This is a genomic window from Paenibacillus sp. FSL H8-0315 (assembly GCF_038005365.1).
In the GTDB taxonomy this organism is placed as follows: Bacteria; Bacillota; Bacilli; order Paenibacillales; family Paenibacillaceae; genus Paenibacillus_AQ; species Paenibacillus_AQ odorifer.
In genome coordinates, this window is the sequence record NZ_JBBOTA010000002.1 from 1 (window position 1) to 12,344 (window position 12,344).

General features: G+C 41.6%; 24 protein-coding genes. All 24 read right to left on the bottom strand.

Features of this window, described 5'->3' with window-relative positions; translation table 11 throughout:
* Positions 1–770 precede the first annotated feature (770 nt).
* Positions 771–1,169 (bottom strand): hypothetical protein, encoded by a 399-nt coding sequence (locus MHB56_RS29615; protein WP_341144400.1) that lies wholly within the window; start codon positions 1,167–1,169, stop codon positions 771–773.
* Between the two features lie 27 nt (positions 1,170–1,196).
* Positions 1,197–1,445, bottom strand: coding sequence for a hypothetical protein (locus MHB56_RS29620; protein WP_341144401.1), 249 nt, complete (start codon positions 1,443–1,445; stop codon positions 1,197–1,199).
* Positions 1,446–1,509: 64 nt separating this feature from the next.
* Positions 1,510–2,184, bottom strand: a complete 675-nt coding sequence (locus MHB56_RS29625) for a zonular occludens toxin domain-containing protein (RefSeq protein ID WP_341144402.1) — start codon at positions 2,182–2,184, stop codon at positions 1,510–1,512.
* Complete coding sequence (locus MHB56_RS29630) at positions 2,184–2,534, bottom strand: hypothetical protein (protein ID WP_341144403.1); 351 nt, start codon at positions 2,532–2,534, stop codon at positions 2,184–2,186. The genes MHB56_RS29625 and MHB56_RS29630 overlap by 1 nt, the downstream gene beginning before the upstream one ends.
* Before the next feature lie 15 nt (positions 2,535–2,549).
* Positions 2,550–2,951: a hypothetical protein gene (locus MHB56_RS29635; RefSeq protein ID WP_341144404.1), complete on the bottom strand. Its 402-nt coding sequence runs from the start codon at positions 2,949–2,951 to the stop codon at positions 2,550–2,552.
* Positions 2,926–3,069, bottom strand: a complete 144-nt coding sequence (locus tag MHB56_RS29640) for a hypothetical protein (protein ID WP_341144405.1) — start codon at positions 3,067–3,069, stop codon at positions 2,926–2,928. The genes MHB56_RS29635 and MHB56_RS29640 overlap by 26 nt, the downstream gene beginning before the upstream one ends.
* A gap of 46 nt (positions 3,070–3,115) precedes the next feature.
* Positions 3,116–3,379, bottom strand: a complete 264-nt coding sequence (locus tag MHB56_RS29645) for a hypothetical protein (protein WP_341144406.1) — start codon at positions 3,377–3,379, stop codon at positions 3,116–3,118.
* Positions 3,372–3,800 carry a hypothetical protein gene (locus tag MHB56_RS29650; protein WP_341144407.1) on the bottom strand — a complete coding sequence of 143 codons (429 nt, stop codon included), beginning with the start codon at positions 3,798–3,800 and terminating at the stop codon, positions 3,372–3,374. Before MHB56_RS29650 ends, MHB56_RS29645 begins: the two co-directional genes overlap by 8 nt.
* The gene (locus MHB56_RS29655) at positions 3,801–3,953 is read right to left on the bottom strand and encodes a hypothetical protein (protein WP_341144408.1); all 153 of its coding nucleotides are present in this window, start codon (positions 3,951–3,953) and stop codon (positions 3,801–3,803) included. It abuts the gene before it with no gap.
* A 2-nt stretch (positions 3,954–3,955) separates the two neighbouring features.
* Entirely contained in the window at positions 3,956–5,674 is a 1,719-nt protein-coding gene (locus tag MHB56_RS29660) for a fibronectin type III domain-containing protein (protein ID WP_341144409.1), read from the bottom strand.
* Entirely contained in the window at positions 5,598–6,920 is a 1,323-nt protein-coding gene (locus MHB56_RS29665; protein WP_341144410.1) for a hypothetical protein, read from the bottom strand. Before MHB56_RS29665 ends, MHB56_RS29660 begins: the two co-directional genes overlap by 77 nt.
* Positions 6,921–6,992: 72 nt before the next feature.
* Entirely contained in the window at positions 6,993–7,199 is a 207-nt protein-coding gene (locus MHB56_RS29670) for a hypothetical protein (RefSeq protein WP_341144411.1), read from the bottom strand.
* Positions 7,200–7,228: 29 nt separating this feature from the next.
* A complete protein-coding gene (locus MHB56_RS29675) occupies positions 7,229–7,429 on the bottom strand; it encodes a hypothetical protein (protein WP_341144412.1) in 201 nt (66 codons plus the stop codon).
* A 292-nt stretch (positions 7,430–7,721) separates the two neighbouring features.
* On the bottom strand, positions 7,722–7,847 hold the full coding sequence (locus tag MHB56_RS29680) for a hypothetical protein (protein WP_341144413.1): 126 nt from the start codon (positions 7,845–7,847) through the stop codon (positions 7,722–7,724).
* A gap of 663 nt (positions 7,848–8,510) precedes the next feature.
* The gene (locus MHB56_RS29685) at positions 8,511–8,660 is read right to left on the bottom strand and encodes a hypothetical protein (protein WP_341144414.1); all 150 of its coding nucleotides are present in this window, start codon (positions 8,658–8,660) and stop codon (positions 8,511–8,513) included.
* A gap of 210 nt (positions 8,661–8,870) precedes the next feature.
* Positions 8,871–9,425, bottom strand: coding sequence for a DUF3967 domain-containing protein (locus MHB56_RS29690; protein WP_341144415.1), 555 nt, complete (start codon positions 9,423–9,425; stop codon positions 8,871–8,873).
* A gap of 98 nt (positions 9,426–9,523) precedes the next feature.
* Positions 9,524–9,892, bottom strand: a complete 369-nt coding sequence (locus tag MHB56_RS29695; protein ID WP_341144416.1) for a hypothetical protein — start codon at positions 9,890–9,892, stop codon at positions 9,524–9,526.
* A complete protein-coding gene (locus tag MHB56_RS29700) occupies positions 9,889–10,185 on the bottom strand; it encodes a hypothetical protein (RefSeq protein ID WP_341144417.1) in 297 nt (98 codons plus the stop codon). Before MHB56_RS29700 ends, MHB56_RS29695 begins: the two co-directional genes overlap by 4 nt.
* Before the next feature lie 228 nt (positions 10,186–10,413).
* The gene (locus MHB56_RS29705; RefSeq protein WP_341144418.1) at positions 10,414–10,548 is read right to left on the bottom strand and encodes a hypothetical protein; all 135 of its coding nucleotides are present in this window, start codon (positions 10,546–10,548) and stop codon (positions 10,414–10,416) included.
* A 21-nt stretch (positions 10,549–10,569) separates the two neighbouring features.
* Entirely contained in the window at positions 10,570–10,809 is a 240-nt protein-coding gene (locus MHB56_RS29710) for a hypothetical protein (protein ID WP_341144419.1), read from the bottom strand.
* Between the two features lie 36 nt (positions 10,810–10,845).
* The gene (locus MHB56_RS29715) at positions 10,846–11,022 is read right to left on the bottom strand and encodes a hypothetical protein (protein ID WP_341144420.1); all 177 of its coding nucleotides are present in this window, start codon (positions 11,020–11,022) and stop codon (positions 10,846–10,848) included.
* Between the two features lie 51 nt (positions 11,023–11,073).
* Positions 11,074–11,262, bottom strand: coding sequence for a hypothetical protein (locus MHB56_RS29720; protein WP_341144421.1), 189 nt, complete (start codon positions 11,260–11,262; stop codon positions 11,074–11,076).
* A 21-nt stretch (positions 11,263–11,283) separates the two neighbouring features.
* A complete protein-coding gene (locus tag MHB56_RS29725; protein WP_341144422.1) occupies positions 11,284–11,496 on the bottom strand; it encodes a hypothetical protein in 213 nt (70 codons plus the stop codon).
* Between the two features lie 2 nt (positions 11,497–11,498).
* Positions 11,499–11,813: a hypothetical protein gene (locus MHB56_RS29730; protein WP_341144423.1), complete on the bottom strand. Its 315-nt coding sequence runs from the start codon at positions 11,811–11,813 to the stop codon at positions 11,499–11,501.
* Positions 11,814–12,344: the final 531 nt, after the last annotated feature.

Genomic DNA, 12,344 nt, shown 5'->3' on the forward strand with positions numbered 1-12,344 from the left:
AGTCTTACCTAACTCTTGCAGCCAGCCAGAGCCTTTTAATAGGCTCTTACGGACGGGAATGTGGTCGTTGGAGTCACAACGCCACTCAGGAAGGGTGGGAGAGCGTAAATAGACCCTTGTCCATTTAACGGAAGACATCCCCAGCGGTGGTGATCTGGACGTTACGCCCTGGCATTTGCCCGCCAGATTGTCGCTCGATCGGGGAGGGTGGGACGACATACCATCACCATCAATGGACAGTTTGCAGCTTGTCCAAGTTTGTTTAAAGTCGTTTTGGGTGGCATTGAGCGCCCGATATAGTCCGGTGCAATCCGGAAAATCTCTGTTTTTGGCAATAAGAAAGTAAGCCTCTTGCTCTGAATTTTTTCGAAAAATTCAAAGCGAAGCCTTTAACATATCTGGTAACTCTAGTTGTCTATGTAACTACCAGGAAACGAAAAAAGCCCTCCAGATCCCACAATGGGATACAGGAGGGCTTCACAATGCTTCATTCTTATTGATTCTAGATCAAAAATCCAGTACAATAAGAGCAAAGCCATGTTTTAGCGCTGCCTGTTTCGCCGATGTTCGAGATCGGTGCAACAGCTTAGGGTCGGGAAAACCCTAGCTGCGTGAAACGTGGCCTTTTTATTTCTCAATGAGAAAATATTACCACATATTCATGCGCTTTTACTAGGGCTTTTTACTTACAACACCTAAATTTGTCGAATTTTTATTCTGAGTAGAATCTTTGTTCGTGCATTTATGCATGTTTATACCATTTAAAGCCTTTAAATGGTTACTTCTAAAACCATATTATTAGATTGCTGCTCTAGCAATTCATTTTCTCTTTTGAAATGATTTGTTACATCCTTGATTGCAAACCATTTAATAATTCGGTGTGTCAAAAGCAAAATATATGCTGTCGGAATCCCTAAAATTGCAATCATATATGCCACAAAAAAACCTAATACACTGCCGCCCTTATCGTTTGGTTCCGCCGCTGCGCGTACAGCCTCTATAAATTTATTATATTCGTTTATACTTATCCTCCCTGCTATTTGTTGAGCTATTCTATAAAAAACTGCAATAGCCGCAACCCACGCCGCAAACTCAAGAATTCGCCAAAGCCATTTACTAATAATATTAATATCTATTTTTCTGCAAAACTCTCTCAATACTGTTATCATTTCAGCCCCTCCTATCTATTCAATACATTACTCAAAAACAACTTTTTCCTCTTCCTGTACCAATCTACAGTAGATATTCAATGGCACATCATTTTCTGGAAACAAATAATAGACTTTAATTCCCGAATGATATCGCCGATCCTTGTACATATCCTTTTCGTGACGTGACAGCAGTGTAGACCTCACTGCTACACTTTTAGTAGCTTTACAAGCTTGCGTGAGCTGATTGGTATAGGTTTGTTCTAAGTACTCTTTCCATTTTTTATTTAGTACCACAGGGTTGATCTCCTTACCCAGAAAGATTCGATTGAAAGTGTATGTATCTGGAGAAAGTAATTTCTCAGCTTGCATATATGGTCAGCTCCCCTTTGTCCAGTGTCTCGATCTCTTTGTAAATCCCTAATCGCTTAAGTGCCGCATCATGCCGCCTAGCAAGTTCTTCAAAAAACTCTATTGTTTGCTTCTTACCTTCTGGCATAGGAAAGCTTTTCACCATGCTGTTTGTGTCAAAAATGTCCTGCGTATAAACCTTTTTTTGTGACGAAGGCGGCAATACCCATTTATTCAGCAGCTTTCCCCACTCACCATATGCTTTATCTTGATAATCATAAATGTGGTTAATTATTGTGCCACCAGGAGTCTTTTCACAATTGATAAGCAATTCTGTGTTTTGGCGAATCCGTGTATCTATGTTGTTATAGCTTGGCAGGATGAAAATAAAGACACAGTTCATTTTCCTAACATAGTTAAATATTTGAGTTAAGGTCGTATTCGCTTCGTTTGCCCACTTTCTAGAGTCAAAATTGGTTTGCGACTCATCAAAAATTACTACGCTGCCGTGTAAATCCGCAATTCGATACCAATCTTGATAACTATCAAATAGGAAAGCATTCCTCATAGGGAAATTAGCGAATATTTTAGCACCTGATGCTGTAGACCACTGCAACCCCTTAATTACCGCCGTTGTACTCTTACCACTACCAAAGGGACCTGTCAGACCAATTACCCGAGCCATTATCTATTTCCCTCCCTCTCCTGGTTCATCTTCGCCGCAGTCTTAGCGTCGATTGTAGTAGGTCGCGGAATCAGTGCCTCGATAACTCTAATAAAGAATCCAGGAGGCGCTACACGATAAGCATGGTTTTGAATACGATCTATCAACTCTGAATAAGGTCTGTTACCGTCATGAATGCCCCTTGTTTGCAAATATTCCAAGTACCCTATGGCTTGCATCTGTGTTGGCGTTAAAGCCTGTACACGGTCTTGCAGCGTCTCTAGTACTTGCTTCACTCCGTCAATCTGCGGCATAGGATTACTATATAAGTCCTGGTTAACGATACCTTCAAGGTCTAACGGTTTAACCACTGTAAGCCCCCCTTTCTAGCCCGCGAAAATCGCGAAGGCTCCTAACAAGAATACGCCGACAAACATACACCATTGGAAGGCGTTCGGGCTTGTCTTCGGCATGTTGCGACCAGGATACAAAAAGGCTTGTCCGATGATGATATTTTCCTCAACCTTAGCAAGATGAGCCACCTCTTCCAGGTATGGCAAACTGACGTTGTATACGTAAACTAAACCATCCTCATTACTCAAAACCGTTGCGTCCGATTTTGGCAATACGTAGTAACCGGCTCTTATGTATTCGCCCTGGTCATCTTCCACATCCAGGATCTCACAAACGTCTTTATCTCCTGTATTTAGATCCTCAGCTTTTTGAGCTGTGAAATTCCGGAAGAGCACAACACGACCCAGGTTAATTTTTTCCTCTTTTTTTGCCAAGACCAAAACCCCCATTACTAATTTTTTTAGCGACTATCCAACAAGGTAGGACTGTTAAACAAAGCCCCAAACCTACACCAGCTCCAGCAATAAAAAAATATTGAAATGCCAATTCCAATCTGTTCTCCCCCTTTTAATCCCCAGTGGCCAAAGTCGGAATTAAACTACCACCACTTAATTAAATCTTTGAACCAAAGCAGTACGCTGCTATATTTTTGAACCGTATATAAGATAAAAAGAAAGGTTAGCGAAGCAAGCAATGAACTAATTACCCTAGCCCATTCGGGACCAAGTATCCCAAAATATCCAAAGTAGTTATCCAGGCGAACCCCTTTGGCTGCTACTGTCCCAACCTGGTTAAGCTGCGTGATACATTTATCCAAAAACTGTACTACTGGGCTAAAGATATTATCCAAAAAGTTACTCACTACCCCCGCCCCCTCTCATGCCACCAATAAGACGTAATGCCGCCCATGCTGTAAAAAACCAAATGCCAAACTGAATTAAATATGCTATTTTGTCCAGTTGAAGCATGGAGAGATACGGTCTAATGTGGGAATATACTTCCATGTAGCTTCCTGGTAGATTGGTTGTGCTACCGGAGTATCCAAAACCTAAGATAGTCGTAAATAGCCCAGCGATCAGACCCACAAGCAATTTACCGATCGCGAATACCAGGAGAACGATTTTAACGATGATAACGCCAATCCAGACGATGAAACTAAAGATCAGTGCGATTAGATCAAAGATGGGCTGCAGGAGCCACAGCAAGCCGTTCATTAGCTTCCAAAAGAAATCGGCAAGCATACCAAACAAATAATTAAAACCGTCTGCTATGGCTCTGAACATCTAATCCCAACCCTTCCGACTCCGTCCCAGGACTGCATGCCGTATCAGATCAATGATCTCATTACTGTAAGCAATCGAAACGTAGATCAGCATAAACGGGGATGACATCAAAATTAACTTCATCCCTCCAGCCATGAGCTGCGCTGCATCCATCTTTAACCCCTCCAATTAATCGCTTGTCGTAAAACTCTAAATACTTTCGGTGCAAGCCGAATACAAATTCCTAGTAAAATAAACAATCCTAACGATGCTACAAGTAGTACAATGTTTTTCCAAATATCACTACCTGTTAGCCCCCAACCGTCTGGATTACCAATCACAGGTGGGTTAGTGTTGCTTCCTTCTCCTGTACTTCCATCTGCAAACTTCGCTTTAACCAGCGTTGCATTCGATAAAGCACTTGGGTTATATCCCATAGCCTTTGTAATCTTAAAACTGGTGTCATCCGGTCCAGCCGTACCAACTTGTTTACCATTCAAATAAATCAGATAGCCTACTGCTCCACTTGTTGGTTTCCAAGTAACTAAAATATAATCATCTTTATTTTCTTGGTCGCTCTCTGTAACAGGCCTGGCTGCTTTAATACTTGTACTTATAGGCTCTGAAACATTTCCAGACAGATCAACCGCTTCAAGTCTGAACTCATATACATGATCCATAACAACATCCAAAAAAGAATACTTTGTAGCACTCAACAAAGATGAATTAAGTTTTTTGGAATCGCCCCCGTTGTCGGAAACATAAAGGTTATATCCTGCTAAATCGTCCTCGGTATTCGCCACCCAGGACAAAGCAATGGAAGTGTAATCCGTAGACAATGCCGCTGATAATAACCTCGGTCTGTCCGGTGGAACCGTGTCTTTAGGTTTAACTTTCGTCTTAACGGTTACTACTTCACTCTCAAGGTCTCGATTGTTCTTGTCGGTATATTTGATTTGCAGTTCGTATGAAGTTTCTGGAGACAAACTATTAATTACATAAGGCATAGATTCAGTTTCTGTAATTCTTTTTCCGTTCAGAAAAACTGAATATTTAGTAGCATTTGCTTCCTCTTTGTTCCATGTAACAGTTATTTTATTCCAATCCGCGTCAGCCTGAATTATTGGGATAACTGGATCAGCATAGGGATACACTGTCTTAGCATCTGTTAATTTGGATTCAATCCCGTTATACTCCGCTGACAATTGCACAGTATACGGTTTGTAGGGTTCTAAGTTTTTTATTACATAACTCGTGCCTACAAAATGGTCGAATTTCACTCCATTAAGATAAACATAATATCCAGTGGCTCCTACTGGTGCACCAAAATTAACACTTATTTTCTTAACTCCTGGAGTAACAACAACCGATACTGGACGTTCCAAATCCAATGATCCCCACACATCAAATTCTCGATAGTTTTCATAAGTAGCGTTATAGAGTTTAATTTTAGTTACGTTCTTTATAGGGTTATCTAAAAAGACTTTTTGCTGAAAACGCGAATTAACTGGACCAACATATAATAATTTCCCAGCAGAATCATAAAACTGTACTTCTGCTCTAGTTGCGTTCCCAGGTCCCCAATCGAAATAGTAAGAATCGATGTCCATAGCAATCGCTGATTCATAAGAGAAACTCTCAAATGCAGAGACCATTACGTATGTGTTAGGATCTCCATCTGTTACAACATAATTTGGGCTACCCTTGTATACAAATGGTTTTCCCTGTAATAATCCACCTGGCTGCGCATGTACTTTGTCCACGATAAAAAAAACAAAAAACAGGGAGAAACCAAGCAATATAATTCTCTTTTTCACTTTATCCCCCCCCGTTTTCATATGCTTTAAATGTTTCCTTTGTGGAATTGTAGTTCCGATAGTCACCAGTATTTTCATTTCCACCGTATCCTGGCATCGTATCATCCGGCACTTCGTCAGGTTTATAAGGCGGTGCAGTTTCTTCCGGTGTATATCTCCCTCCCACATACTTAGGTGGGGTAATTTCTGTAGGTTCTGAATCTTTATATCCCTTGTCTGTCGCTGATGGTTCTACCGGAGTCGAAAAGGTAGGAGTTGCACTATTAATAGGCTGATACTCATACCCCTTATCCGAATTATCATTAAATTGAATGGATGCAGGATCAGGAATAACAAAACCTTTATCCTCTGAGTAATCCGGCTGGAAGTTCGGGACATTATCATTCAAATTTCCTGATACCTTTGGTGTATCACTAATTCGCGGCACATTCGGTTTAAAATCCGCTATGGTCGGTGGTGGGCTTACTGCCTTTTCACGACTCTGAAATTCGTCCGCTATGATCCTAGCGATTTCCGGACTACGATTAACCATTTCTTGCCCCATTGATGGCACGATGGTATCCCTCATAATTTCCGCTACGTTGTACCAATTCGGTGGAGGTGGATATGTACCACGAATCATATCTGCCCAAGCTCCCATGTACTCATCCCATTCAGGACACTCTAGTTGATCTATTAACGCCTGACATGCTGCGCTGCATTCCCCTGGATCGCCAGTACCACTGCCTGGATCAGTAGGATCAGGACTTGAACTTGGGCTTACAGTAGCACTGGCGGATGGATTTGGGCTTGATGTACCCGACGGTGTAGCAGTTGGTTTTACTGTGGCGGTTGGTGTAGCGCTTGGTTTCACTGTTGCCGATGGTGTAGGAGTTGCCGTAGCGCTGCCTGTGACCCAATAACCTTGTAGATACAAATTTTCATCATAGTCTCCACTATGCGTAAATTTAACTGTAATCCCTCGGCTCGGATGATTTGCAAAATCCGTTTCTGGAACGGTCACAACCCCCTGAGCTGCCCAGCTATTATTGTTGTAAATGATTGTTGCCCCATCTCCGAAAGTAACGGTTAGATAGTTTTCAGCATTCAGAGTTCTACCTACGCGAATATACGCTTGGTAAAAGGTACCTACGATATCGGATGGTAATACATATTTAGTGCTTCCGCTTGCTGTCTTAAGCTGTATTGTCGCTGGCACACCTTTGACAGCAGTCCCTGCATAATCCGTTTTGTTAATATCGTAAAGTCCATTACTACTGTCACCGTAAGTTATTCCAGGCATTAGTAGCAGCCCTAAAATAAGTAGAGACCATATCCTTCTCATACATTTATCTCTCCTTAATCAAAAAAAGGACGGGGTTTCCCCCGCCCCTTTTCGGCAACATAAATGCAGATATTAGGACTTGCCGCCGCCAATCCCAAGAGCCTTGAAAATCACTGTAAACACCTTTGGTGCGAACTTGATGCAAATACCCAAGATCAAAAATGCCGATACGCTACCCACGATAAGCATAACGTTCGTCCAAACGTCAGATGCCCCAAAACCCCAATCTGCTGTACCTGAGAAAATCGGTGTCGATGCTGCTGCTGCCATAGTATTCATTATAAAAAACCTCCCAATAATTTTAGTTTCTATATATCATAATGCTCGTCATCGTCCCTACGGCGGCTGAAGGCATTACGTATAACGGCTATAAACTCGCCACCATATTCGAAAGCTGCGGCGATAATCACAAACGGCATACCCACAAAAAGTATTGCGCGAAGCACTGACCAAAAATCGTTTTGTACCGCATCTGTAAAGAATGAGATAGTCGGTATTGCGCTATACATAACGCCCCCCTAACTCCTGCCACGCATATTCCTGAATGCTGTGATCAATGTTTCCAAAAGCCACCCTCCAGCCTGTATCGCAATATAGATCACCAGGAACACCATGCCCACCGCTGCAATCTTGTTGAATACCCACCAAAAGTATGACATGTCGAGTAGCCCTTTTAAGTCCATCGCCCCACCCCTTTCAGAAGAGTAATTAGCCCAGCGAAAAAGCTAATCGCCAGGAGTGGAACAAATAAAACAAAGTCCATGTAATCCAGTGTAAAAAGGAAGATCATCAAATCTTTGATCATTTCTTCACCCCGAATACATTGATTAACAGACCAACTAAGGCGAAGTAAACAGGTATGACCAGGAATAAGCTGTAATGCTCCACGAGCTGCGAAGCGTTCATACTTGCTATAGACTGGATCATTGTTTACCTCCTCCTATTATCAGACTGTGGAAAAACCGGATAATCATAAACAGGATCAGGAACGCCAGAAGAGTGGAAACCATAATATCTCCAAACGTTATTTCGTGAAGAACGGTAAAAGATACGCTGCTTCCTGTATACCTGGTGTAGTCTAGCCCCTCTATCAGATCAGGGCTGTAAACCGATTCAATTACGGTCGAATTGGTTATTTCTCCTTGAATCCCATTTTCCAAAACAAGTCACTCCCAACAAAAAAAGACCGAGGTTCGCCCTCCGTCTTTGTTCTCATTGCCAAAATACTATCGAATAGACTAGAATAATCTAGTCCAACGTACGAAAGTATAACCCGCTACCGGAGAGCGAATCCGTAGCAGGTTCCCGTCAACAGTGTTACCAGCACTGTATCGGGGTTGGATATTTTTTTATGTCTTGGGAGAAGAATACCACCCTAATGAAAAATTTGTCAATGACCCTCAGAAGCTCATTTTTACCATAAAAAGTTATTTTTCTGCACTAAAATTAATACTTAATCCATTTGCAAAAAACACTCTTTTTGATTCGCAAAATATTTTCAAATTAGACATAAAACATTTAAAAAGCGAACTAATATTCTATTTAGAATTTTCATTCCTATGTAATTATAAAAAAAAAAGGAAAATATGTCTATTGTGTTTTCAAATATTTCTCATTTATCATTTTCTCAATGATATGTTTTGGATTACCTTCTTTTTCAATTTCAGTAAGTACCTTCTGTTTCAGGTTCACACAAATAGATTTTACAACTTCTTCTGGATCAATTCTTTTTCTTCCCAAATCCTATTTCCCCATTTCCTAATATAACTTCCTCCTTTTATTTTTTCTTTTTATCATAACTCACCAAGTAGATTCAGCAAATAATCCAGACTCTCAAAATATGGTTATATATGTTATTTTTCAGCACCAAAATTAATATATATAATATATTATTTCTCCTGCGCACAAAAAAAGGCGTTTCGCCTAAAGCGCACCGCCCCTCTAGCACTTCTATTTCTCTTTTCCTAGCTTCCAACGTACCTCTGGATCATTAAGATCAGGCAAAACCATGTCTTTTTTCCAAAATTGCCACCACCGCTTGTCATTCGCGGCTGCTACCATGCGCCGAGTATCTAAAACTTCCCTCAAAATGACTGATATATTAGCGTTCTGCTCGTCCATCCGCTTATGTACCCGCTCCAGTTCTGCCGCCTGCTGTTGGTTTTGCTCCCCTAGCTGCTGCATAACCGCAAAAAGTTCATTGTATCGTTCTTCATATCGCTCTGACACCTGATTATCTACCGAAACAACCATAGGCGATACAGATTCGTGCGCCCTCTCACGCCTTGATACAACTACGTTTGCAGCTAACTCCACCGTCATACCCGGCTGATCGCATAGCGCTTTTAAATGCCTAAATACCGTAGCGTCTTCGTCTGTATATTCACGGTGTCCACTATCGCCCTTATGTACGACATACCCAGCCGCTTCAAGCGCCCCAGCATACTTTCGCACTGTGCTGGGTTTAACGCCTATAATCTCGCATATTTCCTTTGTTCCTAGCATTTTTCATGTCACCTCCGTAGCGATTAAAACCCCACAGCATACCGCTACGGGGCTTGTCTATCTTTATATTAGCTCTGCCAATGCTTTATTTGCAATACCTAATGAGTCACCTCTAACTCTTCAATTATCCCGCGCTTTCCAGAAACCTTTACATGATCCCCTTTATTTATTTCCCCCAAGAGATAATCTGATATTTCAAATTCTCGATCGTCTACCTGAACATATTTAGTCTTATCTGTAACTGTACCTAAAATTATACTTTTACGCTTAGTGAAGGCAGTTTTCATTCCCGTTATTACACCTTCAACTTGAAATGCTGTTTCCTTGTCTATTCGCGCACTTTCACGGTCTTGTTCGTTGCCGTACTTAATCATAAAATATGAACCAGTAATTACACCAACCAACACCACTATCATTATTATAGTAAAGCTATGTTCTCGTAGATCCTCTTTAATTCGTCTTCTCATTTACCGTCCCCCCCCTTTGTATATACTGGAACTTTCAATAAAAAAACTATGAGAGAAAAAAATCCATATATTAGACCGTATACAGCCCACGCAGGCAATAAACAAATAGCAAGTAAGATATGCCACACTTTGTACACTTCAACTGATTTCAACCTTACAAAAGTTAGTGTTTCATCATCTTTTCTTTTGTACCCTCTAAAAATAGGATCTAAAGTAGCTGAGATATCAATCACAAAAGTAATAAGATTAACAATAATGAGCACCGCAAGAACAAACCAAATAAATTCCATCACTAAACATCTTTCTCCTTCCGGTACATATGTACCAAATATCTGATTTTGTGAACATGTCTAGCTATCCGATCCCCAAATTCCTCTAAATTTAGCCATGGCAGCCGTTTAACCTTCCGTGGAACAATCTAATTTTGATAGTGAAAACATGAATTCACGTTCTCCTGTTTCCTTCGAATTGCTCCGTTTTTCTATGCTGCTCATTTTTTCAGTATAGAATATCAGTTCGGTTTAAATAGGTACGAAATGGCGGTAGCTGCGCGAATGGTCAGCGCCCATCCCGATAGATATCGCATATAGAATTTGGATTCCCGAAGTTCCTAATGTAAACATAAAGGCGGTGACCATTCGCGCAGCTACCGCCATTTCGTATGCACCTTATTATCATTAAGTATCTTCACGATCTAAAGCAGTGGCGACCCTTTTAAATTTAATGTTATCGTTAGACAAATAGGTAACATGTCTCTCGCGTCTGATCCAAATTCCATCCCTTGCCATCTGTTCCACGTTACCAAAGGGAATTTGTTTAGAAACAATATTTAAAAAATCCTGCGTAGGTTCGATAATTTCACCAATCAAACGATGTCCTTCATTAGTCATGAAGACTAACAGTTTTGTTCTACTCATTTTAAAAAACCCTCTCCTTTATCTTCGTACTATGCACTAAACCGAATAGTCGAGACGGAAATCATTAAAGTCGAGTTCGTCCCATCCTTGTTCAGAAAGAAATGCTTCTTCATTAAAATTTATTAACTCAAGTGCTTGATCTACAGTCATGGAATGGTTAGTGATAATTTCTCCAACAAGAATATCTTCGTAATAAACTTTCATGACTATCATCCTTCCACCTCATCCGCTATCTACGGCTTATTGGTAATACGCTATATGCGTCTAATTTTCATCAAAATATTTTTCGGAATCACTCCAGCCCTTCCGATATGCTTCGATTAGTGAAAGCCGAATAATGTTCATAAATGATTTTTTGTAATCATCCGGTAAATATTCCGGTAAATACTTCGTCAGTTCCAACATATGAGCCATTTCCTGGTCTGCATATTCTACTGATTTATCTGCTCCCACTCACATACACGCTCCTAACATTTATAGTGATGCCTGGTTATTGGCTTCCTCAGCCATTTTCATGAACTTTTGATGATCTGCAAGAGAAATTTTAGTTTCCTTCCGGTGCAGATACATAGCCGTTAGATAAGCAATTGCCATACTTTCAGTTTTCAGTTTTAATTCCTTCTGTATGGCGTTTAAATCGGCTTTAACGGCTGCCGCCGCCTTTATGTTCTTCCTGGTGTCTGACATGATTAAAATCCTCTCTGACGGCTTTCTATGGTCGCTTGGCGCGCTTGCTCTGGCGTAAGACCTTGCCGCTCATAAATTCGTTGTGTCGCATTCTCCAGCCGCCGATCGATTTTCTCTGGCAGCTGGCTTGGCTGCCACCCCTCCTGGATGGCGCGGCGCAGAAAACCCGCCGGATTTTGCACTTTTTTAGGCGATTGCCGCAGCATAAGCAGCAGCTCAAGCGCCCGCTCAAAGCTCATACCGTCCAGGAGTTGACGAATTTCTTCGGTCGGCTCCGTCAGCGTGGCGATCCGATATGCCTGGTCTACTGCGTCCATCTTGTTCAAACCTTATTCCTCCTTTTAAATCAATGTCCTTATGTATCCATAATACACTATTTTGTATCCAAAAACAACTATTTTGTATCCAAAAAAGATGGGCGATTTTTGTCCGCGCGCGCTCCTACTCGTCCACTTCGACAACCAGCGTAAGAGTTGTTGTGCCGCTGGTGCGGCATGGGGTCACTGTTAGGGTCAACCGTCTCCCTGTTCTATTTAATTGTGGATAACTCTCCTTACCCTATCGCTTATCCCCAGGTCGCTTGAAAAGGTTGCCTTGCTTCGCAAGCCTGGAAGATTTAAAGCACTGCTCCCCACCTCCACCCCTTCATTTTGCGGCTCTAACTTTTGTGTTGACAGTTGCGCCGTACCGTGATGGCGGGCGAGGGGAGGAAGGAGAGAGCCGCAGCCCCCCATATACAGGAGGAACTGCGGGAAGAATCGAAAACCAAACGCGTTGGCGTTCTCGGGTTATCGGGTCGCTTCACCTTGCTGCAATTCAACGTGTCCTGGTCGTACTTTACCACGTAT

Excerpts from the sequence above, each read along its gene's own strand:
- MHB56_RS29615 (WP_341144400.1), bottom strand. The coding sequence starts at position 1,169 with ATGATAACAGTATTGAGAGAGTTTTGCAGAAAAATAGATATTAATATT.
- MHB56_RS29625 (WP_341144402.1), bottom strand. The coding sequence starts at position 2,184 with ATGGCTCGGGTAATTGGTCTGACAGGTCCCTTTGGTAGTGGTAAGAGT.
- MHB56_RS29650 (WP_341144407.1), bottom strand. The coding sequence starts at position 3,800 with ATGTTCAGAGCCATAGCAGACGGTTTTAATTATTTGTTTGGTATGCTT.
- MHB56_RS29655 (WP_341144408.1), bottom strand. The coding sequence starts at position 3,953 with ATGGATGCAGCGCAGCTCATGGCTGGAGGGATGAAGTTAATTTTGATG.
- MHB56_RS29660 (WP_341144409.1), bottom strand. The coding sequence starts at position 5,674 with ATGAAAATACTGGTGACTATCGGAACTACAATTCCACAAAGGAAACAT.
- MHB56_RS29665 (WP_341144410.1), bottom strand. The coding sequence starts at position 6,920 with ATGAGAAGGATATGGTCTCTACTTATTTTAGGGCTGCTACTAATGCCT.
- MHB56_RS29670 (WP_341144411.1), bottom strand. The coding sequence starts at position 7,199 with ATGAATACTATGGCAGCAGCAGCATCGACACCGATTTTCTCAGGTACA.
- MHB56_RS29675 (WP_341144412.1), bottom strand. The coding sequence starts at position 7,429 with ATGTATAGCGCAATACCGACTATCTCATTCTTTACAGATGCGGTACAA.
- MHB56_RS29680 (WP_341144413.1), bottom strand. The coding sequence starts at position 7,847 with ATGATCCAGTCTATAGCAAGTATGAACGCTTCGCAGCTCGTGGAGCAT.
- MHB56_RS29690 (WP_341144415.1), bottom strand. The coding sequence starts at position 9,425 with ATGCTAGGAACAAAGGAAATATGCGAGATTATAGGCGTTAAACCCAGC.
- MHB56_RS29695 (WP_341144416.1), bottom strand. The coding sequence starts at position 9,892 with ATGAGAAGACGAATTAAAGAGGATCTACGAGAACATAGCTTTACTATA.
- MHB56_RS29705 (WP_341144418.1), bottom strand. The coding sequence starts at position 10,548 with ATGGCGGTAGCTGCGCGAATGGTCACCGCCTTTATGTTTACATTAGGA.
- MHB56_RS29710 (WP_341144419.1), bottom strand. The coding sequence starts at position 10,809 with ATGAGTAGAACAAAACTGTTAGTCTTCATGACTAATGAAGGACATCGT.
- MHB56_RS29715 (WP_341144420.1), bottom strand. The coding sequence starts at position 11,022 with ATGATAGTCATGAAAGTTTATTACGAAGATATTCTTGTTGGAGAAATT.
- MHB56_RS29725 (WP_341144422.1), bottom strand. The coding sequence starts at position 11,496 with ATGTCAGACACCAGGAAGAACATAAAGGCGGCGGCAGCCGTTAAAGCC.
- MHB56_RS29730 (WP_341144423.1), bottom strand. The coding sequence starts at position 11,813 with ATGGACGCAGTAGACCAGGCATATCGGATCGCCACGCTGACGGAGCCG.